This is a genomic window from Streptomyces sp. NPDC048106 (genome assembly GCF_040706415.1).
In the GTDB taxonomy this organism is placed as follows: domain Bacteria; phylum Actinomycetota; class Actinomycetes; order Streptomycetales; family Streptomycetaceae; genus Streptomyces.
On record NZ_JBEZND010000057.1, the window covers coordinates 26,692 to 47,628 of the forward strand.

Sequence of the window (20,937 nt, forward strand, 5' to 3'; positions counted from 1 at the left end):
GGCGCGTCAGGCGGTCCGCCGCGCCCGCGTCCGCCGCAGCCAGTACATCGCGGAGACGGGGAGCAGCACGGGAATGAAGATGTACTCCATCCCGTAGTACGACCACACCGTGGCGTCGGGGAACGCGGCGCTGTCGACCAGCGTCCACGTCCCCACCAGCAGCACCCCGGCCAGCTCCACGCCGCAGCAGACCATCGCCGCCCGCCGCGCCGTCTCCCCGCCCCGCACGAGGGTGTACGTGATGAACGCGTACACCACCCCGGCGACGGCGGACAGCGAGTACGCCAGCGGCGCCCGCTGGAAGTCCGTCGCGATCTGGTACACGGAACGCGACAGCGCCCCGACGACCATCACGCCGTAGAACCACACGAGCAGCATGCCCGGCCCGCTGATCAACCGGGCCGGCTTCTCCTCGACGGTCGTCATCCTCAGCCTCCCCAGATGTCGAAGAGCCGGACCTGCAACACGGCCAGCACCACACCGCCCGCCGCCGCCGTCACCGAACCCCACCGGGTCCGCTCGGCCAGCGACATGAACCCCGCGGCCGGGACGCACGCGAACGCGCCCAGCAGATACGCCACGAAGATCGCGGTCCCCTGCTCCGGCTTCTCGCCCCGGGCAAGCTGCACGATCCCGATCACCAGCTGGATCACGGCCAGCAGCGACACCACGGCCATGCCGATGAAGTGCCAGTCCTTCGTCGGCTGGTCACGATAGGCGGCCCAGCCGCACCATGCGGCGAGCAGTAGCGCGGCGACCCCGGTCACCAGCGTCAGGACAGTGAGCATGCGGTGACCTTATTACGGCGGAAACGGGTCACCGCCGCCGACCCCGCCGTACGCCGTAGGGTCGAGGTCCGGGACGCGGGCGGACCGTGGCGTTGGCCACAGCCGGCCGCGCCGGGGAACCCGGCCGGCCTCGTCGGGGACGACCTCGCGGCCTTGCGCGCGCTGGCCACCGGCGGGGGAGCGGGGACCGCCGTCCGCGGCCGGGCCCCGCCACCGGTGTCCGCCACTGTCCACTATGCGGACAGTGGTCACCGGTATTCGGCGGGCGTCTGCTTTACTGGGCCGCATGACCACGACGAACAGCCGCATCCCTGCGACCGAGGCGACCATGACGCCCGGTGCTGTTTGTGCGTGTCCGTGGCGAATGTGCGCCTTCTAGAGGGCCCCCGCACCATCCGAGCCTCGCGCCCCGAAGCGAGAGCCGCGGCCTGTCCCGCGCCCGTGACCGGGTGTGTGTGACCCCGAGGGCCGCCCGCGCACACGCCGTTCTCCCCGCCTCACCGCCACGCGAGAACCGTGCCGCGCCCCGACGAACGCACGCAACGCACCCGTGCCGGGCGCACCCCCGCGCCCGCGCACTCGACAGTGATGGACATCCTGTGATCACCACATCGGGCCTGACCAAAATCTACCGGGCCGGCGGCTCCCGCGGCCGCGAGGTCACCGCCCTCGACGGCGTCGACCTCCACGTCCGCGAAGGCGAGGTCTACGGCGTCATCGGGCAGTCCGGCGCCGGCAAGTCCTCGCTCATCCGCTGCGTCAACCTGCTGGAGCGCCCCACCTCCGGCACCGTGACCGTCGCCGGGCGGGACCTCACGGCCCTGGCCGGCCGCGGCCCGCGCGCCGGCCGGGAACTGCGCCAGGCGCGCAGCCGGATCGGCATGGTCTTCCAGCACTTCAACCTGCTGTCCTCGCGGACCGTGCAGGACAACGTCGAGCTGCCCCTGGAAATCCTCGGCGTCTCCGGGAAGGAACGTTCCCGCAAGGCGCTGGGGCTGCTGGACCTGGTCGGCCTCGCCGACAAGGCCAAGGCCTACCCCGCCCAGCTCTCCGGCGGCCAGAAGCAGCGCGTCGGCATCGCCCGCGCCCTGGCCGGCGACCCCAAGGTGCTGCTGTCCGACGAGGCCACCAGCGCCCTCGACCCGGAGACCACCCGCTCCATCCTCCAGCTGCTGCGCGACCTGAACCGGCAGCTCGGCCTCACCGTCCTGCTCATCACCCACGAGATGGACGTGGTCAAGTCGATCTGCGACTCCGCCGCCCTGATGGAGAAGGGCCGGATCGTGGAGTCCGGCACGGTCAGCGAGCTGCTGGCGACCCCCGGCTCCCAGCTGGCCGCCGCCCTGTTCCCGGTGAGCGGCGAGCGCACGGACGCGGAACGCACCGTCGTCGACGTCACCTTCCACGGCGAGGCCGCGACCCAGCCGGTCATCTCCCAGCTCTCGCGCACCTACAACATCGACATCTCGATCCTGGGCGCCGCCATCGACACCGTCGGCGGCCTCCAGATCGGCCGGATGCGCATCGAGTTGCCGGGCCGCTACGAGGACAACGTGGTGCCCATCGGCTTCCTGCGCGAGCAGGGGCTCCAGATCGACGTCGTGGGCGAGGAGCCCGTGCTGGTGAAGGACGGTGCCAAGTGACCTGGTCCGAGACGCAGCCCCTGCTCTCGCAGGCCTGTTCCGAGACGTTCGCCATGGTGTTCTGGTCCACCGTGATCGCCGTCGTCGTGGGCCTCCCGCTCGGCCTGCTCCTCGTCCTCACGGACCGCGGGGGCCTGCTGCAGAACATCGTCGCCAACAAGGTGATCGGCCAGATAGTGAACGTCGGCCGCTCCCTGCCGTTCATCATCCTGATGGTCGCCCTGATGAGCTTCACCCGCTGGGTCACCGGGACGACGATCGGTACGGCCGCCGCGGTGGTGCCGCTCGCCATCGGCGGCATCCCGTTCTTCGCCCGGCTGGTCGAGACGGCCGTCCGCGAGGTGGACCACGGGCTCGTGGAGGCCGTGCAGTCCATGGGCGGCAACACCTGGACCATCGTCCGCAAGGTGCTCGTGCCGGAGTCCCTGCCCTCCCTGATCGCCAGCACCACCACCACGGTCATCGCCCTCATCGGCTACTCCGCCATGGCCGGCACGGTCGGCGGCGGCGGTCTCGGCGACCTCGCCGTCCGCTACGGCTACCAGCGCTTCGAGACCGGGCTGATGTGGATCACCGTCGCGATCCTCGCCGTCGTCATCTCCCTCATCCAGTTCGCCGGCGACTTCGCGGCCCGCGCCCTGCACGGCCGCGGCGGCCGCTCCGGCCCCGCGCCCAGGCTCCGGCTGCTGAAGGCGAAGGGGCCGGAGGCGGCGGACGTCGACAAGGTCGCGTGACCGTCGGCCGGGCCGCGTGACCGTCGGCCAGGCCGCATAAACGTTTCCGCGCAGCTCCCCCCCCCAGACTCCCCGTCACCCTCACGGGGTCGCACCACCCATAAGGAAAGGCACTTTTCGTGCGTAACACCGCCAAGCTCACCACCGCCGTCCTCGCCGCCGGAGCCCTCACCTTCGGGCTGACCGCCTGCGGCTCCGGCGACTCCTCCGCCTCCCAGGACCACACCGGCCCGCTCGTCGTCGCCGCCACCCCGGTGCCGCACGCCGAGGTCCTGGACTTCGTCGAGAAGAACCTCGCGAAGAAGGCCGGACTCGACCTCCAGGTCAAGGAGTTCACCGACTACATCACGCCGAACACGGCGACCGAGGACGGCTCGGTGGACGCCAACTACTTCCAGACCAAGCCGTACCTGGACGACTTCAACAAGAAGCGCGGCACCCACCTCGTGTCCGTCGCCGGCGTCCACCTGGAGCCGCTCGGCCTCTACTCCCACAAGGTCAAGAAGGCCGGCGACCTCAAGAACGGTGCGACCATCGCCGTCCCCAACGACGCCGACAACGAGTCCCGCGCCCTGAAGCTGCTCGTCGACAACGGGCTCATCACCCTCAAGTCCGGCGCCGCTGCCCAGGCCACCCCCGAGGACATCGCCCAGAACCCCAAGCACCTGCGGTTCAAGGAGGTCGAGGCGGCCCAGACCCCGCGCTCCCTGGACGACGTGGACGCGGCGGTCATCAACGGCAACTACGCCATCTCCGCGGGCCTGAAGCCCGCCAAGGACGCCATCCTCCTGGAGAAGGCGGAGAACAACCCCTACGTGAACCTCCTCGTCGTCAAGAAGGGCAACGAGAACGACCCGCGGGTGAAGAAGCTCGCCAAGCTCCTCACCTCGCCCGAGGTCAAGAAGTTCATCGAGGACAAGTACCAGGGCTCGGTCATCCCGTCCTTCTGACCGGCCCGCGGGCACCCGCCCGCGATCCGGCCACCGGCACGCACCGCGTCGCGACCCACGGGGTCCACTCCCTCACCGGGTGTGGACCCCGTCGTGCGGTTCGGTGGTTTCATGCTGCATGCTGGGCAGTTCAGCAGGCCCGTGTCACGGCCCTGATGTCACGAGAGTTCTTCCGAAGGTTACGGAGCGGCGCATGACGAGCACCTTCCCCAACATCTCCATCAGCACGGAGCGGTTGGTGCTGCGCCCCCTCGACGAGGACGACGTGCCGGCCCTGGCCGAGATGATGAACGACGAGCAGGTCGCCGCCTGGACCGACGTGCCCCAGCCGTTCACCGAGGACGGCGCCCGGCGCTGGATCACCGAGTACGCGCCCGCCGAGCGCGCCGCGGGCCGCGGTCTCGACCTCGCCGTCACCGAGTTCCTCACCCAGCGCCTGGTCGGCATCGTCCAGCTTTCCAAGACCAACTGGCACATCCGCGCCACCGAACTGTCGTACATCGTCGCCCCCTGGGCCCGCGGCGAGGGCTACGCCTCCGAGGCCGCGCTCGCCGCCGCCCGCTGGCTCTTCGGCGACCAGCGCTTCGAGCGCATCGAACTGCGCACCGCCGCCGACAACACCGCCTCCCAGCAGGTCGCCCAGAAGATCGGCTGCATCAGCGAGGGCGTGCTGCGCAACGCCTGCATAGTCCATGTGCGCACCGAGGACGGCGGCTGGACCGACCTGCGCACCGACTTCATCGTGTGGAGCCTGCTGCCGGAGGACCTGGAGGGCGCCGACGATCAGCTCTCCGACGCCGACGGCTTCACGTCGTACGCCGACTGGAACTGACGCCACCCGCCCTGGCCCCTCGTCGGCGGTACGGCGGGGGCGGGTACCCTCACGGAGTGCGCCCACGGGCCCTGTACCCCTGACGACCTGCGAAAACCTGGAGATGGACGACGATGGCCGACCGGGTCACGGTGATCGGCTGGGACGGCTCGCCGCTGACCGCCGCGGCACGCTCCGCGCTCGGCGCCTCCACCCTCGTGGCAGGCGCGGCCCACCATCTGGCACTGCCCGAGATCCCGCCCGCCGCCGAACGCATCCGCCTCGGCAGCGTCGCGCTCGCCGCCCGCCGCATCGCGGCCCACCGCGGCACCGCGGTCGTGCTCGCCGACGGCGACCCCGGCTTCTTCGGCGTCGTACGCACCCTGCGCGCACCGGAGTTCGGCCTGGAGGTGGAGGTCGTCCCCGCCGTCTCCTCCGTCGCCACCGCCTTCGCCCGGGCCGGCATGCCCTGGGACGACGCCCAGGTCGTCGTCGCCCACCCGCGCACCCTGCGCCGGGCCGTGAACGTCTGCCGTGCCCACGCCAAGGTGGCCGTCCTCACCTCACCGGGCGCGGGCCCCGCCGAACTCGGCCTGCTCCTCGCCGGCGTCCACCGCACGTTCGTCATCTGCGAGGAACTGGGCACCGCACGCGAACAGGTCTCCGTCGTCACCTCCGACAAGGCCGCCGACCACACCTGGCGCGACCCCAACGTCGTCATCGTCATCGGCGGCCCGGTGAGCGCCGCGGAGGACGGCGGCTGGATCGCCGGCCGCGACCCGGGCACGGGCCCGCGCGGCTGGGTCCAGCCCGACGAGGCGTACGGCGACGGCACCGCCCTCGGCGAGGGCGAGACCCAACTGCTGCGCGCCGCCCAGCTCGCCCGCCTCGGGCCCCGGGCCGGCGACCTCGTCTGGGACATCGGCTGCGGCTCCGGCGCGTTCGCCACCGAGGCGGCGCGCGCCGGCGCCGCCGTCATCGCCGTCGACCACGACCCGGCCGCCTGCGCCCGCACCGACGGCGCCGCCCGCCGCTACGGCGTCCAGCTCCAAGTGGTGCACGGCGGTGCCCCGCACGTCCTGGAGGACCTGCCCGAACCCGACGTGGTCCGGGTCGGCGGCGGGGGAGCGGCCGTGGTCTCGGCGGTCGCCGACCGGCGTCCGCAGCGCATCGTGACCCACGCGGCGACCCGCGACGCGGCCGAACTCGTCGGCCGCGACCTGACCGAGCACGGATACCGCGTGGAGTGCGCCCTGCTCCAGTCCGTCGAACTCGACACGCGCGCCTGGCGGGAGACCGAGCGGAACGTGGTGTTCCTGCTCACAGGGGAACTGCCGGGGCGCGAAGCGCCTCGCTGAGGAGCGGTGGCCGGGCGGCGGGCGGCACCGCCGGATCGCAACCCGTGATCCGGTAGTCGTACCGCGCGCGGTAGGCTGGCCGATCGTTGTACCGCACCGGCGGCCCGGAACTTCGTTCGCCAATGTCCGGAACGCACGCCCGTTTTGGGGTGGGTGTGGTACGGCGAACCGGTGGACGCGCAACGTGGCGCAGTCCACAGCGGCCTGTCGCGGATCATGCTGTCGCGACGGCGCAACGACCGGGACAATGCCACTGAATGGCTTTGTCGCCTTTTCCGGCGAGTCGTTCGTGCCGCTGGGCACGGACGCTCGTTCTTCACGATGGGGCGGTCGGTGTGCCGTTCCGGGTGAGCTGGTCGTAGGAGCACTAACCGATGGGGCGAGGGGTACGCATGACCGACACCGGCCAGGTCCCGGGCGAGGGACAGCCGGAGAGCGCAGGCATGGTGGAGCAGCCGGGCGTCCACACGCACGGCGCGTACACCTACCTCTCCGAGGCACCCGCCGAGGACGAGGACCTGCTGCTGCCGGGCGCTCAGGGCGCGTGGGGCAACGAGGTGCCGCCGCCCGCACCGGAGCCGGTGGTCGAGGCCCTGCACGAGCCGGGGCCGCACGAGGCCGCCGGCCGTGACACGGGCTCCGTGGACCTGAACGGCGTCCGCCTCCCGTCTCCGCAGGAGGCCTCGGCGCCGCGCCGCCCGCTGCACCTCGGCCCGCCCATCCCCAACACCTCCGCCGGTCCGGTCCGTTCCCTCGCCGACCGGGGCCCCGAGTACCTCGACGCGCAGCCGCTGAGGGACATGGGCCCGCAGAGCGCGGCCCCCTGGGGCACTGCTCCGGCGGGTACGGCCATGGGGGCGCCGGCCGCCGGTCAGGTACCGGGCGCGGTGGAGACCGCGCCGGTCGCCGGCCAGGTGCCTGGTGTGGCGGAGACCGGTCAGCTCGCCGGCCAGGTGCCGGGCGTGCCGGTGGCCGCTGTGCAGGTGCCGGTGGCGGCCGAGGCCGTGCCGGTGGCCGTCGAGGTGCCGGATGCGGCCGTGCCGCTCGCCGGGGCGGGGGAGGCCGCCGCGGGTGAGGGTGCCGCACAGGCCGCCGTGGACCGCCTGGCCCACCAGGCCGCCGCGCAGGCGCCCGCCCCCGAGCCGGTGGTGCGGGGCCACGACGGTCCGCAGCCCGCCGACCGCCATGACGGTGTGTACACGCCGCAGGCCGGAGAGGGCGCGCCGGTCGCCGCCGAGCCCGTCGAGTCCGCTCAGTTGCCGGACGCCCAGGTCGCGGCCGTTGCCGAAGCGGGCGTGCCCGGCCAGCCGGTCCAGGAGGCGCGGGTCACCGAGGCGGCTCCTGCGGAAGGCGCGCCGGAGGCCGGTGCCGCCGTCCCGGCCGACGCTTGGCAGCCCGCTGCCGCCGTGCCCGCGGCCGAGGCCGCGCAGCCGTCGGAGCCGGTTGCCGTCGAGGCAGTCCAGGCGACCGAGCCGGTCGCCGCCGTCGCCCCGGAGGCGGACACGGGCGAGGTTTCCCTCGCGCCCGCACTGGATCTTCAGGTCCCCGAGGGCGTCGTGCCCGCGGCCGAGGCCGCACAGCCGGCGGAGCCGGTTCCCGCCGAGGCCGTCCAGGTGATCCAGTCGGCCGAGCCGGTCGCCGTGCAGGTCGTGCAGGCCGCCGAGCCGGTCGAGCCCGTCGCCGCCGAGGCCGTCCCGATGATCCCCCCGGCAGAGTCCGTCGCCGTCGAGCCCGTCGCCGTGGAGCCCGCCGAGCCCACCCAGCCCGCCGAGCCCGCCGAGCCCGTCGAGCCCGTCGCCGTCCCGGTCGAGCAGGCCGAGGTCGACGAGGTTCCCGCCGCGCACGCCCCGGCCCCTCTCCAGGTCCAGGCCCCGCAGCCGGCCGAACCCGTGGCCCAGGCCGCCGAGGCCGTGCCCGGCACGCCTCAGCCGCAGCCCCAGGCCCCCGCGGCTCCCCTCGCCGAGCCCGTCCCGGCGGGCGACCCCGCCGTACTCGACCCCGGCGCCCGGCAGCCCGCCGAGGCCGCCCCGGCGCCGGCCGCAGCCGCGGACGCCGAGACCGGGTACCCGCAGGGTGTCACCGACCCGGCACCCGCCGCCCCCGTACCGCCGCAGGTCACCCCGGCGTCCGTCGAAGCCCCGGTCCAGCAGGCCCCCGTACCGGCGGACGTCCCCGAGCAGACCGCTTCCGCTCCCGCGGAAACCCTGCCCGGCGGTGTCCCCCTGGAGCCGGACCCCGAGCTGCCGCTCGGTGAGTTCGTGCCGGTGCAGGGACAGGTGCCGACCACGCCGCACCTGGCCCCGACCCCGCCGCACCCCCTCGTCCTGCCCGCGCAGGGTCCCGCGCCGCAGGCCACCGTGCCCGCGCCCCGGGAGGCCGAGACGGTGCCGCACGCCGAGATCCCCGAGGTCCCCGAGGCCCCGCAGGCCCCCGCCGCCGAGCAGGGGGAGACCCCGGCGGCACCCGCGCCGCAGCAGCCCACCGGCCCCGCCGCCCCCGGCTACGACGACGCCGAGCGCGAGGCCGTGCTGAAGGTGATGCGCGAGCGCCGCGACATCCGCAACGGCTTCCGCGGCGACCCCATCCCGCACGAGGTGCTGCTCCGCGTCCTGGAGGCCGCCCACACCGCGCCCTCCGTGGGCCACTCGCAGCCCTGGGACTTCGTCGTCATCCGGTCCGCCGAGACCCGCCGCACCATGCACGAACTGGCCATGCGCCAGCGTGAGGCGTACGCGAAGTCGCTGCCCAAGGGCCGGGCGAAGCAGTTCAAGGAACTGAAGATCGAGGCCATCCTCGACACCCCCGTGAACATCGTCGTCACCGCCGACCCCACCCGCGGCGGCCGGCACACCCTGGGCCGGCACACCCAGCCCCAGATGGCGCCTTACTCCGCCGCGCTCGCCGTCGAGAACCTCTGGCTCGCCGCCCGCGCCGAAGGCCTCGGCGTCGGCTGGGTCAGCTTCTTCGACGAGCGCGAGATGGTGCGCGCCCTCGGCCTGCCCGAGCACCTGGAGGTCATCGCCTACCTGTGCGTCGGGTACGTCGACGAATTCCCGGACGAGCCCGAGCTGATGCAGGCCGGCTGGTCCAAGCGACGCCCCCTGTCCTGGGTGGTGCACGAAGAGACGTACGGCCGCCGTGCCCTGCCCGGAGAGGAACCCCACGACCTGCTTGCCGAGACCGTCGCCCAGATCCGCCCGCTCGACGCCAAGGCCCTCGGTGAGGCCTGGGAGCGCCAGAAGCGGATGACCAAGCCGGCCGGCGCGCTCGGCATGCTGGAGATCATCTCCGCGCAGCTGTCCGGGCTGTCCCGGCAGTGCCCGCCGCCGATCCCGGAGCCCGCCGCCGTCGCCATCTTCGCGGGCGACCACGGCGTGCACGCCCAGGGCGTCACCCCCTGGCCCCAGGAGGTCACCGGCCAGATGGTGGCCAACTTCCTGGGCGGGGGCGCGGTCTGCAACGCCTTCGCCGCCCAGGTCGGCGCCGAGGTGTGCGTCGTGGACGTCGGCGTCGCCGCCGACCTGCCCGCCACCCCCGGCCTGCTGCCCCGCAAGATCCGCGGCGGCACGTCCGACATGACCGCCGGGCCCGCGATGAGCCGCGAGGAGGCCAAGGCGGCCATCGAGGTCGGCATCGAGACCGCCCGCGACCTGGTCGCGGCCGGCAACAAGGCGCTGCTCACCGGCGAGATGGGCATCGCCAACACCACCGCGTCCGCCGCGCTGATCTCCGTCTTCACCGCCACCGACCCGGCCGAGGTCACCGGCCGCGGCACCGGCATCAACGACGAGACGCTGGCCCGCAAGACCGAGGTGGTCCGCCGCGCCCTGGACCTCCACCAGCCGGACCCGGCCGACCCCATCGGCGTCCTCGCGGCCATCGGCGGCTTCGAGCACGCGGCCATGGTCGGCCTGCTGCTCGGCGGCGCGTCCCTGCGCACGCCGGTCATCCTGGACGGCGTCAGCGCCGGCGCCGCGGCCCTCGTGGCCCGCGCCATCGCCCCCGAGGTCCTCGCGGCCTGCATCGCCGGACACCGCAGCGCCGAACCCGGCCACGTCGCCGCCCTCAACAAGCTCGGCCTGCGCCCCCTCGTCGACCTCGACCTGCGCCTCGGCGAGGGCACCGGCGCGCTGCTCGCCCTGCCGCTGGTGCAGAGCGCGGCGCGGGCGATGCACGAGGTGGCGACGTTCGACTCGGCCGGCGTCACCGAGAAGTAGGCCCCGTGAAGCAGGCACCGAGAAGCAGGTACTGAGAAGCAGGCACCGAGGGGTTACGGCAGGGCGGTTCCGGTCGCCGTCCTGCCGTACCGGCACGGCCCCGCGCACCGGCCGCTTCGCCCACCCTGCGGACAACCCTCCCGGCTCCCCTCTCCGCCACCGTAAGATCCGCACGTCAGGGCCCCGCACCGCCGTCCCCAGAGGAGCCCCCCATGGCCGAACACCCCGCCTACCCCGTAGGCCTCCGCCTCGCCGGCCGCCGCGTGGTCGTCCTCGGCGCAGGCCAGGTCGCCCAGCGCCGCCTGCCCGCGCTCATAGCGGCCGGTGCGGACATCCTCCTCGTCTCCCCCGAGGCGACGCCCTCGGTCGAGGCGATGGCGGACGCGGGCGAGATCGCCTGGCACCGACGGCGGTACGAGGACGGCGACCTCGCCGACGCCTGGTACGCCCTCATCGCCACCAGCGACCCCGAGGCCAACACCGCCGCCTCCGCCGAGGCCGAGCGCCACCGCGTCTGGTGCGTACGCTCCGACGACGCCGACCAGGCCACCGCCTGGACCCCCGCCACCGGCACCAGCGCGGGCGTCACCGTCGCCGTCCTCACCACGGACGCCCGCGGCCGCGACCCCCGGCACACCGCCGCCATCCGGGACGCGGTCGTCGAGGGCCTGCGCGACGGCACCCTCGTCGCCCCCCACCACCGCACCCGCGCCCCCGGCGTCGCCCTGGTCGGCGGCGGTCCGGGCGACCCCGACCTGATCACGGTCCGCGGCCGGCGGCTGCTCGCCGAGGCGGACGTCGTCATCGCCGACCGGCTCGGCCCGCGCGACCTGCTCGCCGAACTCCCGCCGCACGTTGAGGTGATCGACGCGGCGAAGATCCCCTACGGCCGTTACATGGCCCAGGAGGCCATCAACAACGCGCTGATCGAACACGCCAAGCAGGGCAAGGCGGTCGTACGGCTCAAGGGCGGCGACCCGTTCGTCTTCGGCCGGGGCATGGAGGAGGTCCAGGCGCTCGCCGAGGCCGGCATCCCGTGCACCGTCGTCCCGGGCATCTCCAGCTCCATCTCGGTGCCCGGCGCGGCCGGCATCCCGGTCACCCACCGGGGCGTCGCGCACGAGTTCACGGTCGTCAGCGGCCATGTCGCCCCCGACGACGCGCGTTCGCTGGTCGACTGGCCGTCGCTGGCCAAGCTCACCGGCACACTGGTGATCCTGATGGGCGTCGACAAGATCGGGAAGATCGCCGAGACGCTCGTCACGCACGGCAGGTCCCCGGGGACCCCGGTCGCGCTGGTGCAGGAGGGCACGACCGCCGCGCAGCGCCGGGTCGACGCCACCCTCGCCACGGTCGCCGAGACCGTGCGCGCCGAGGACGTGAAGCCTCCGGCGGTCATCGTGATCGGCGAGGTCGTCAGGCAAGGCCCCGCGCCGACCGCCTGACCGAATCCCCCCGGAACACGCGTAACCTCGGGTAAGGCATCCCCATCCAGCCGTTGGCACCACACCCAGGACAAGGCAGTAACACCCCCGTGGCCGATCTCATCACCGTCGACGATCCCGACGACCCCCGCCTCTTCGACTACACGGACCTCACCGACGTCGAGCTGCGCCGCAAGCGCGAGCCCGCCGAGGGGCTGTTCATCGCCGAGGGCGAGAAGGTCATCCGCCGGGCCAAGGAAGCGGGCTACGAGATGCGCTCCATGCTGCTCTCGGCCAAGTGGATCGACGCCATGCGCGACGTCATCGACGAACTCCCCGCGCCCGTCTACGCCGTGAGCCCGGACCTCGCCGAGCGCGTCACCGGCTACCACGTGCACCGCGGCGCCCTCGCCTCCATGCGGCGCAAGCAACTGCCGACCGCCCCCGAACTGCTCCGCACCGCCCGCCGCGTGGTGGTGATGGAAGCGGTCAACGACCACACCAACATCGGCGCCATCTTCCGCTCGGCGGCCGCCCTCGGCATGGACGCGGTCCTGCTCTCGCCCGACTGCGCCGACCCGCTGTACCGGCGCAGCGTCAAGGTGTCGATGGGCGCGGTGTTCGCGGTGCCCTACGCCCGCCTCGACAACTGGCCGAAGGGCCTGGAGCAGGTCCGCGAGGCCGGCTTCACGCTGCTCGCCCTCACCCCGGACGAGAAGGCCCGCAGCCTGGACGAGGCCGCCCCGCACACGATGGACAGGGTCGCGCTGATGCTGGGCGCCGAGGGCGACGGCCTCTCCGCCAAGGCCCTGGCCGCCGCCGACGAATGGGTCCGCATCCCGATGTCCCACGGCGTCGACTCCCTCAACGTGGGCGCGGCGGCCGCGGTCTCCTTCTACGCGGTGACGGCGGGGCGACCGGGGTCCTGAACCCGGTGGGGAGCGCGTCCGGTCACTCTCGTGCGGAGGCGGGCCCGCTCGCCAGGAGCGTGTCAAGGTTCTGGGACCCCGCGGTCGTGTCCGCTATCCACTCCGCCAGCGTGATGCCCTGCGGCCAGAAGTCTCCTTGGTGCGTGCACCACATCGGCCCTGACGGATCGCGGAAGTCCGCCATGGACCAGATCGTGCAGCCCCAGTCGTAAAGCAGCACCATGCCGGCGGGGATCCGCCCGGACGGGTCCGGTCCCTGTTCGTAGAGCTCGGCGATGTGCTGGAAATTGCCGCCGTCCCAGTTGCCGCCCCGGACCCCGAGCACACCGCGCCCGGGCCCGAATCCTCCGTTGGCGACATCCAGATACAGCCTCCGCAGCAGCGGGGGGACCCGGAACCCAATGATCCGTTCCGCCTCGGCGACAGCCTCCGGTGTGGCCGGTGGCGGCATGTCCCGCGCCCGCGCGACGACGCGGAGGCGCTCGACCATCTCGTCTTCGGTCATCCGCCCATGCTGTCAGGCGGACGATGCCATGGGGGGAGCTTTGCCGGACCGCACCGGGAGGGCTGCCGACCCACCCGTCGACGTCTGACACCGGCAGGCGTGCGCGTCCTTACTCCCCGGACTCTCCGGCGCCGCTCGCCGCGGAGGAGGAGCCCCGCGGGCCGGCGGACGGCCGTGTGTCCCCGGTCGTCCGTGGTCGGTCGGCCCGCTGCGGCTGAGACTGCTGCGACTGCCGTACGCCGGCCCCGCCGAGCAGGCTGCCGAAACCGTCGCCGAGGCCCCGGGCCGGGCCCTGGCAGCCCTGGGCCAGGGCGATGCCGAGGGCCACGAAGAGGGTCACCACCACGAACACGAACAGGCGCTGCCGCAGCAGCCGGGGGTTGGCGGGGCGCAGCTTGGTCTTCGTGGTGCGCTGAGCCGGCCGCCGGGCGCCGCCGCGCGTGCCGGGACGGCTCCCGCCGCCGGAACGCGGCCCACTGCCACGCTGCTCCGGTCCGGTCCGGGCCGCGCCCGGACGCGAGGGGGAGCCGCCACCGCGTGCGCCGCCCCGCGAGGGCGCCCCGTTGCGGGGCGAGGCGCCGCGCGGCACCGGCGTGCCCGGGGCGGGGCGGCGCGCGGCGCGCTGCGGCTCGGGGTAGGTGTCGACGAGCCGCCCGGTGGGCCGGTCCGCCTCCGCCGGGCGCGGGGCGGGCGGCCGTACCTCGGTCAGGCCCTGAGCCTCGCGGGCCGCGATCTCCTTGAGCCGCAGCGACAGTTGGAGGGTGCTGGGCCGGTCCTCGGGGTCCTTCGCCAGGCAGGCCCGGATCAGCGGGGCGAGCGCGTCGGGCACGCCGTGCAGGTGCGGCTCCTCGTGCACCACCCGGTACAGCATCACCTCCGAACTGCCGTGTCCGAAGGGGGAGTCGCCGGTCGAGGCGTAGGCCAGGGTCGCGCCCAGCGAGAAGACGTCGGTCGCCGGGGTGACGGCGGCGCCGCGCACCTGCTCGGGGGCGAGGAAGCCGGGGGAACCCACGGCGGTGCCCACGTGGGTGAGGGTGGACGCGCCGGTGGACCAGGCGATGCCGAAGTCGATGATCCGCGGCCCCTTGGGGGACAGCAGGATGTTGGAGGGCTTCAGGTCCCGGTGGACCACCCCTGCCTCGTGCACCGCGACCAGGCCCTCGGACAGGGCCGCGCCGATCGCCGCCGCGTCGGCCGCGAGGAGCGCGCCCTCCTCGGCGACCCGGTCGTGCAGGGAGGGCCCGGGGACGTACTGGGTGGCGAACCAGGGGCGGTCGGCCTCCAGGTCGGCGGCCACCAGCCGGGCCGTGCAGCCGCCCCGGATACGACGGGCCGCGGAGACCTCGCGCGCGAAACGCGAGCGGAACTCCTGGTCCTCGGCGAGGTCGGGCCGGATCACCTTCAGGGCGACCCGCTGCCCCTTCTTGTCGGAGCCGAGGTAGACCACGCCCATTCCGCCCGCGCCGAGCCGTCGGTGAAGCCTGAACGAGCCGACGACGCGCGGGTCCTCGCGCCTCAGGCGCATCATCGCCATGTTCATCCCCGCTGCCCGGTCCCTCTGACGTGGCACAGCTTACGTTTACCGGGCCGCCCGCGCGCAGAGGCCGCGCCCTCTCGGCGCGATGGATTGTGCGCGCCGCGCGGGCGGGGCGGAACGCGGTCAAGAGGGCAGCCTCAGACGGACCTTTGACCGACCGTCATCGCCAACCGGGGGCACTCGCACGGAGGTTGACCCCGCCGCGACCAGGGCTCCCCGTCCTCTCCCGCCGTCCCGGAACCCGCCGCGGGCACCCCGTCCCACCCGTCGCCGACCGGCGTCCGGACAGCACCCGGCACCCGCCCCACGACCGCTTCGAGTGATCGAAGTCACGCCTTCCGGGGCGCTGTCCGGGTCCGACATGCCCGACACGGCGGGCCACCCTTCAGGGAAGACCCCGAGACCGGGGACCGGCTCTCCACCCTGGGGAGTAGATCGCGGCCGGGGGCTCATCCTCCGGGAGGCCCGGCAATCGGTACGAGGGCATGACGCCCGGTTCGCGCCCCGCGCCTAGATTTGAGGTCAAGCGGCGGGTGCAGCGCTCGCCCCCCGAGGTCGGACACCCGCCGCTGCGAAGGCAACAGACAACCGAAACGGTCAGGAGAGGGACCATGACCCACCCGGCACCGCGACGTACCGCGTTCGCACCCCGCCGCACGGGTCGCCGTCACCCCTTGGTGGCGACGCTCATGGCCCTTCCCCTGGCGGCCCTGCTCCTGCTCGTCTTCGACGGCTGGGAGACGGTGGCCACACAGGCGTCGTCCGTAGGTGCGATGCTGGGGCGCTGAGCGGCGACCCCAGGCCCGGAAGAGCGGTCCGGGCGGGGACATCGATCCATGAAACCCCGTGGGGACGGGGGTGCGGCGGACGGCACACATGCCGGCGCAGCTGGGGAGCTGCGCCGGCATTGCCGTTTCCCGCCGGGACGGCGCCCCCGGTGACTTCGCCCCGGCCGGCCGCGCGGTCCCGCGCGCCCCCCGGGCCCGCCCCGGCCGCGGCGCCGGACACCGCAACCGCCGGCCCGCGCCCCACCGTCGTACACCTCACCGCCCCCGACCGCCCGAGGCACCGTGAACATCGTCCCCGCGCTCCTCGCGCACATCCGCGCCACGCACCCCCGGTCCGCCGCGCCCACCACCCTCGCCGACCGCCCCGACGCCACCGTCATCCGTCTCGGGGACACCGTCGTCAAGGCCCACGCCCCCGGCACCGACCCCGCCCACCTGACGCGGCGCCTCGAAACCGCCAGCCGCCTCCCCGGCATCCTCCTGCCCCCGCTCGCCCCCGCCGCGGAACACCTGCACGACCGCCTGGTGACCTCCTGGCCGTACGGCACCCCGGTGGACCCCGACGCACCCGCCGCCGCCCCGTGGGAAGCCGTCGCCACCCTCCTCGCCCGCCTGCACGCCGGCGCCCCCCGCCCCGCCCTGCCCCCGATGCGCGGCCCCGCCAAGGCCGCGCGTGCCGTCACCCGCCTCCACGCCGCCCTCCGCGCACGGACCCACCCCGCCGCCCGCCCCGTCCTCGACGCCTGGGCCGCCCTGCCCGCCTGGGCCCGGGCCGAGGCCCCCATGCCCGGCCCGGCCTTCCTGTGCCACGGCGACCTCCACCTCGGCCAACTCGTCCGGCACCCGGCCCCCGACGGCCCCTGGCGGCTGATCGACGTGGACGACCTGGGGCTCGGCGTCCCCGCCTGGGACCTCGCCCGACCCGCCGCCTGGTACGCCTGCGGACTCCTGTCGCCCGACGAGTGGACCCGCTTCCTGACCGCCTACCGGCGGGCGGACGGTCCGGCCGTCCCCGCGGCCGGCGACCCCTGGGCCGCCCTGGACGTCCCGGCCCGCGCCCTCACCGTGCAGACGGCCGCCCTGGCGATCACCAGGGCGCTCGCGGCGGACCGCCCGCTGGACGAGACCGAGGAAGCCCTCGTCGACGCCTGCGCCCGCATGTCCGCCCTGTGACGCGCCCCTTCCCCGCGGGACGTCGCAACCAAGCGCTGCGAAACGCAGTCTGTCCTGGGGAACCAGGAAGCAGTACCGACCGGCGAGGAGTTGAGCCGACCATGCAGTGTCCGAAGTGCCACGCACCCATGCAGACGTACAACCGCAGCGGCGTCCAGATCGAGCAGTGCAGCGGGTGCCGCGGCATCTTCCTCGACTACGGCGAGCTGGAGGCCCTGACCCAGCTGGAATCCCAGTGGTCCAAGCCCGTCCCGCCGGCCCCGCCCGCGGCCCCGCAGGGGTACCCGGCCCCGTCCGCGCCCGCCTGGGGCGCCCCGTACGGCGGCCACTACGAGCACGGGCACCACGGGCACCACGGGCACCACGATCGCCACCGGAGCTTCACGCACATGCTGTTCTCCAGCTGAGGCCCCACGCGAAAACCCCCGGCCGTGGAGACGGCCGGGGGTTTTCCGATGTGTGGACGATACTGGGATTGAACCAGTGACCTCTTCCGTGTCAGGGAAGCGCTCTCCCGCTGAGCTAATCGTCCGCGGACAGTGATCCGGGGATCACGTTCAGTGCGCGATACTGGGATTGAACCAGTGACCTCTTCCGTGTCAGGGAAGCGCTCTCCCGCTGAGCTAATCGCGCGGGGATGGATCTTCGAGAGACCCGGACCTCCGGACGAACCGGTGATCCAGTGGACGATACTGGGATTGAACCAGTGACCTCTTCCGTGTCAGGGAAGCGCTCTCCCGCTGAGCTAATCGTCCTTGGAGGTGGAGACGGGATTTGAACCCGTGTAGACGGCTTTGCAGGCCGTTGCCTCGCCTCTCGGCCACTCCACCAGGAGTGTAGGGGATCGGGATGACCCCTTCTTCCTTCGAGCGGACGACGAGGCTCGAACTCGCGACCTCAACCTTGGCAAGGTTGCGCTCTACCAACTGAGCTACGTCCGCCTGTCGTTTCGGTCCGCTTGCGCGTCCCGGCGACGTGTTGAACTCTAGCGGATTCCCGGGCCAGTACAAAAACGCGTTTGCGCAGCGTGCTGCGCTGCGCCCGGCGGGACCGGCGGCCGGGGCCCCCTCCGGGACATCCCCGGGTCACCTCCGCGCCACCCACCTAGACTCGGCCACGTGTTCCACCATGCTCCCGGTCTCCCCCCGCTGGCCCGCTTCGGCGACCGTCTCGCCACCGGCCTCCTCGACGTCACCAGCGATCCCGCCGCCCTGGAGTCCACCGGCTTCTGGGCCGTGTGCGCGGCCTTCGAGGGCCGTCTGACCTGCGCGCGCTTCGCGGACGTACGGCGGGCCCCGGTGCCCGCCCCGGCGCCCGGCGCCTGGCGGGGCCCCGCGGTGGGGGACTGGACCTCCTCCCTGGACCGCGCCGCCTACACCGCGGCCGTCCGGCGGATCCGCGCGCACATAGCGGCCGGCGAGGTCTACCAGGCCAACCTCTGCCGGGTGCTCAGCGCGCCGCTCGCCCCCGACGCCGACGTGGACGCCCTGACCGCCCTGCTCGCCCGCGGCAATCCGGCGCCGTACGCCGGAACGATTCGCCTGCCCGCGCACGGGGTGGAGATCGCCACCGCCTCCCCGGAGCTGTTCCTGCGCCGGACCGGCCGCACCGTGGAGTCCGGCCCCATCAAGGGCACCGGCCGCACCGAGGCGGACCTCCTGGAGAAGGACCATGCCGAGAACGTGATGATCGTGGACCTGGTCCGCAACGACCTCGGGCGTGTCTGCGCCACCGGCAGCGTCACCGTCCCGGACCTGTGCGTGGTGGAGAAGCACCCCGGCCTCGTGCACCTCGTCTCCACCGTCCGCGGCGAGCTGCGCGCCGGCGCGGGCTGGCCCGAGCTGCTCGACGCCGCCTTCCCGCCCGGCTCCGTCACCGGCGCGCCCAAGTCCAGCGCCCTCGGGATCATCGAGGCACTGGAGCCGGCCCCGCGCGGACCGTACTGCGGCGGCATCGGCTGGGTGGACGCCGACCGGGGCACCGGCGAGCTGGCCGTGGGCATCCGCACCTTCTGGACCGACCGCGCCGAGGGCGTCCTGCGCTTCGGCTCCGGCGCCGGCATCACCTGGGGATCGGACCCCGAGGGGGAGTGGCGGGAGACCGAGCTGAAGGCGTCCCGGCTGCTCGCGGTAGCGTCGGGGGCGTACGAGCAGAGTGGAGAGGCGTGCACATGAGGATCTGGCTGGACGGCGGGCTGCGGGACGCGGAAGCCGCCCGGGTCTCCGTCTTCGATCACGGGCTGACCGTCGGCGACGGCATCTTCGAGACCGTGAAGGCGGTCGACGGGCGCACGTTCGCGCTCGCCCGGCACCTCGACCGGCTGACCCGCTCCGCCCGGGGCCTCGGCCTGCCCGAGCCCGACCACGACGAGGTCCGCGAGGCCTGCGCCGCCGTGCTCGCGGCCAACCCGATGCCGCTCGGCCGGCTGCGGATCACCTACACCGGCGGCCACGGCCCGCTCGGCTCCGACCGCGGCGAGCAGGGCCCGACCCTGCTGGTCGCCCTCGGCGCGACCACCCGCCGTCCCGACACCACGGCCGTGATCACCGTCCCCTGGACCCGCAACGAGCGCGGCGCCCTCACCGGTCTGAAGACCACCTCGTACGCCGAGAACGTCGTCGCCCTCGCCCGCGCCCACGAACAGGGCGCCTCCGAGGCCCTGTTCGGCAACACGGTCGGCCGGCTGTGCGAGGGCACCGGTTCGAACGTCTTCGTGGTCCTGGACGGCGAGATCCACACCCCGCCGGTCGCCTCCGGCTGCCTCCCCGGCATCACCCGCGCCCTCGCCGTCGAATGGACCGGCGCCCGGGAGACCGACCTCCCGCTCGACGTGCTGGACCGGGCCGACGAGATCTTCCTGACCTCCACCCTGCGCGACATCCAGGCGGTGCACCGGGTGGACGCCCGTGAACTCCCGGGCGCGCCGGGGCCGGTGACCGCCAAGGCGATGCGGATCTTCGAGGAGCGGGCGGGCGAGGACCTCGACCCGTGAGCCGGACGGCGCGGCGACGGGCCGCCGGCGCCCAGGGGATCGGCCCGGCGCCGTGGGTAGAAGAGCTGTGATGACCACGACCCTGCGGCCGGTCGAGCCGCTTCAGCAGCATCCCGACGGCACGCGCTCGCGCCGCTACCAGGTGTGCGTGAACAGCCGTCCCGTCGGCGACATCCACCTCGGCACCTCGCCGACCCTCGGGGAGACGGTGGCCCGCATCGACGAGCTGCGGATCGCCGAGGCCGACCGCCGCCGCGGCCGGGGCACCATCGCCGCGCTCGCCGCGGAGGAGGTGGCGCGCGGCTGGGGCTGCCGGCAGATCGAGGTCCTCGTGCCGGCGGCCTCGGCGGACATCGCGCTGCGGCTGTTCGACGCCCTCGGCTACACCCTCCGCAACCGGGGCATGGAGAAGCGTCTCGACGCCGCCCCGCCGGCGCTGCCGCCGGGCCGTCGCGTACGGCCCATGACGGAGGCCGAGTTCGAGGCGTGGCGGGTCCGCGAGGGCGAGCGCTACGCCCGGATGTGGACCGAGCGGGGCGTCCCCGAGGCCACCGCCCGCGCCAAGGCCCGCGACGACCACGCCCGGCTGCTGCCGCACGGGCTCGCGACCGGGAACATGCTCTTCAGCGTCCTGGAGAGCGAGGGCAGCCGGGTCGGCACCCTGTGGCTGGCCCTGCGGGAGGCCACGGCGTACGTGTACGACGTCGCGACCGACGCCGCCGAGCGCGGCCGGGGGCACGGCCGGGCACTCATGCTCCTCGCGGAACGCCAGGCCCTGGAGGCCGGCCGGCCGCTCCTCGGCCTCAACGTGTTCGCGGGCAACATCCCGGCCGAGCGACTGTACGAGTCGCTCGGCTACGAGACGGTGACGTACTCCCTGTCGAAGCCGCTGCTGTAGGCGGGGCCGGGGCCGCTCGCGGGGGCGGCGCGGTGTCGCGGACCCGCTGCTGGGAGGTGGCCTCAGGCGTCCCGCTCGCCCAGCAGCCGGTCCGCGATCTCCTCGATCCGCTCGCGCAGCCCCTCCTGGCTCTTGCCGCCGTCCAGCCGCTCGCCGCCGATGACGTACGTCGGGGTGCCGGTCACGCCGA

17 protein-coding genes, 5 tRNA genes and 1 pseudogene are annotated in these 20,937 nt (G+C 73.9%); 13 read left to right on the forward strand and 10 right to left on the reverse strand.

Features of this window, described 5'->3' with window-relative positions; genetic code table 11:
* Positions 1-6: 6 nt before the first annotated feature.
* Both AB0927_RS37110 and AB0927_RS37115 read right to left on the reverse strand, forming a co-directional pair.
* Positions 7-426, reverse strand: coding sequence for a hypothetical protein (locus AB0927_RS37110; RefSeq protein WP_366672248.1), 420 nt, complete (start codon positions 424-426; stop codon positions 7-9).
* A 2-nt stretch (positions 427-428) separates the two neighbouring features.
* Entirely contained in the window at positions 429-788 is a 360-nt protein-coding gene (locus tag AB0927_RS37115) for a hypothetical protein (protein ID WP_145483871.1), read from the reverse strand.
* Between the two features lie 599 nt (positions 789-1,387).
* Here AB0927_RS37115 and AB0927_RS37120 point away from each other — a divergent pair.
* The 8 genes from AB0927_RS37120 to AB0927_RS37155 all read left to right on the forward strand — a co-directional run bounded on the left by AB0927_RS37120 (position 1,388) and on the right by AB0927_RS37155 (position 12,854).
* A complete protein-coding gene (locus AB0927_RS37120; protein ID WP_366672249.1) occupies positions 1,388-2,431 on the forward strand; it encodes an ATP-binding cassette domain-containing protein in 1,044 nt (347 codons plus the stop codon).
* Entirely contained in the window at positions 2,428-3,165 is a 738-nt protein-coding gene (locus AB0927_RS37125; protein WP_366672250.1) for a methionine ABC transporter permease, read from the forward strand. The genes AB0927_RS37120 and AB0927_RS37125 overlap by 4 nt, the downstream gene beginning before the upstream one ends.
* 119 nt (positions 3,166-3,284) lie before the next feature.
* Positions 3,285-4,115 carry a MetQ/NlpA family ABC transporter substrate-binding protein gene (locus AB0927_RS37130; RefSeq protein WP_366672251.1) on the forward strand — a complete coding sequence of 277 codons (831 nt, stop codon included), beginning with the start codon at positions 3,285-3,287 and terminating at the stop codon, positions 4,113-4,115.
* A gap of 193 nt (positions 4,116-4,308) precedes the next feature.
* Positions 4,309-4,947, forward strand: a complete 639-nt coding sequence (locus tag AB0927_RS37135; RefSeq protein WP_366672252.1) for a GNAT family N-acetyltransferase — start codon at positions 4,309-4,311, stop codon at positions 4,945-4,947.
* A gap of 113 nt (positions 4,948-5,060) precedes the next feature.
* A complete protein-coding gene (gene cbiE / locus AB0927_RS37140; protein ID WP_366672253.1) occupies positions 5,061-6,284 on the forward strand; it encodes a precorrin-6y C5,15-methyltransferase (decarboxylating) subunit CbiE in 1,224 nt (407 codons plus the stop codon).
* Between the two features lie 392 nt (positions 6,285-6,676).
* A complete protein-coding gene (gene cobT, locus AB0927_RS37145; RefSeq protein WP_366672254.1) occupies positions 6,677-10,501 on the forward strand; it encodes a nicotinate-nucleotide--dimethylbenzimidazole phosphoribosyltransferase in 3,825 nt (1,274 codons plus the stop codon).
* A gap of 212 nt (positions 10,502-10,713) precedes the next feature.
* Positions 10,714-11,946, forward strand: coding sequence for a uroporphyrinogen-III C-methyltransferase (cobA, locus tag AB0927_RS37150; protein WP_366672255.1), 1,233 nt, complete (start codon positions 10,714-10,716; stop codon positions 11,944-11,946).
* Positions 11,947-12,035: 89 nt separating this feature from the next.
* Positions 12,036-12,854 (forward strand): RNA methyltransferase, encoded by an 819-nt coding sequence (locus AB0927_RS37155; protein ID WP_366672256.1) that lies wholly within the window; start codon positions 12,036-12,038, stop codon positions 12,852-12,854.
* Positions 12,855-12,876: 22 nt separating this feature from the next.
* On the opposite strand, the gene AB0927_RS37160 is transcribed toward AB0927_RS37155, so the two are convergent.
* Both AB0927_RS37160 and AB0927_RS37165 read right to left on the reverse strand, forming a co-directional pair.
* Positions 12,877-13,359: an SMI1/KNR4 family protein gene (locus tag AB0927_RS37160; RefSeq protein ID WP_366672257.1), complete on the reverse strand. Its 483-nt coding sequence runs from the start codon at positions 13,357-13,359 to the stop codon at positions 12,877-12,879.
* A gap of 109 nt (positions 13,360-13,468) precedes the next feature.
* Entirely contained in the window at positions 13,469-14,899 is a 1,431-nt protein-coding gene (locus tag AB0927_RS37165; protein ID WP_366672258.1) for a serine/threonine-protein kinase, read from the reverse strand.
* A gap of 1,073 nt (positions 14,900-15,972) precedes the next feature.
* Between AB0927_RS37165 and AB0927_RS37170 the strand changes: the two genes are divergently transcribed.
* Both AB0927_RS37170 and AB0927_RS37175 read left to right on the forward strand, forming a co-directional pair.
* Positions 15,973-16,857: an aminoglycoside phosphotransferase family protein gene (locus tag AB0927_RS37170; RefSeq protein WP_366672264.1), complete on the forward strand. Its 885-nt coding sequence runs from the start codon at positions 15,973-15,975 to the stop codon at positions 16,855-16,857.
* Between the two features lie 101 nt (positions 16,858-16,958).
* The gene (locus tag AB0927_RS37175) at positions 16,959-17,264 is read left to right on the forward strand and encodes a zf-TFIIB domain-containing protein (protein WP_366672259.1); all 306 of its coding nucleotides are present in this window, start codon (positions 16,959-16,961) and stop codon (positions 17,262-17,264) included.
* 53 nt (positions 17,265-17,317) lie between these two features.
* Here AB0927_RS37175 and AB0927_RS37180 read toward each other — a convergent pair.
* The 5 genes from AB0927_RS37180 to AB0927_RS37200 form a co-directional block, all read right to left on the reverse strand.
* Positions 17,318-17,389 (reverse strand) — tRNA-Val (locus AB0927_RS37180).
* A 29-nt stretch (positions 17,390-17,418) separates the two neighbouring features.
* Positions 17,419-17,490, reverse strand: a tRNA-Val gene (locus tag AB0927_RS37185).
* A gap of 50 nt (positions 17,491-17,540) precedes the next feature.
* Positions 17,541-17,612, reverse strand: a tRNA-Val gene (locus AB0927_RS37190).
* A 1-nt stretch (position 17,613) separates the two neighbouring features.
* A tRNA-Cys gene (locus tag AB0927_RS37195) sits at positions 17,614-17,687 on the reverse strand.
* Positions 17,688-17,725: 38 nt separating this feature from the next.
* Positions 17,726-17,798, reverse strand: a tRNA-Gly gene (locus tag AB0927_RS37200).
* Between the two features lie 177 nt (positions 17,799-17,975).
* On the opposite strand from AB0927_RS37200, the gene AB0927_RS37205 reads away from it, so the two are divergent.
* The 3 genes from AB0927_RS37205 (at position 17,976) to AB0927_RS37215 (ending at position 20,747) form a co-directional block, all read left to right on the forward strand.
* A complete protein-coding gene (locus AB0927_RS37205) occupies positions 17,976-19,031 on the forward strand; it encodes a chorismate-binding protein (RefSeq protein WP_366672260.1) in 1,056 nt (351 codons plus the stop codon).
* On the forward strand, positions 19,028-19,849 hold the full coding sequence (locus tag AB0927_RS37210) for an aminodeoxychorismate lyase (RefSeq protein WP_366672261.1): 822 nt from the start codon (positions 19,028-19,030) through the stop codon (positions 19,847-19,849). Before AB0927_RS37205 ends, AB0927_RS37210 begins: the two co-directional genes overlap by 4 nt.
* Positions 19,850-19,919: 70 nt before the next feature.
* Positions 19,920-20,747: a GNAT family N-acetyltransferase gene (locus AB0927_RS37215; RefSeq protein ID WP_366672262.1), complete on the forward strand. Its 828-nt coding sequence runs from the start codon at positions 19,920-19,922 to the stop codon at positions 20,745-20,747.
* A 62-nt stretch (positions 20,748-20,809) separates the two neighbouring features.
* Here the strand turns inward: AB0927_RS37215 and AB0927_RS37220 are convergent.
* Positions 20,810-20,937: pseudogene (locus tag AB0927_RS37220) on the reverse strand (DsbA family protein); the annotation flags it as partial.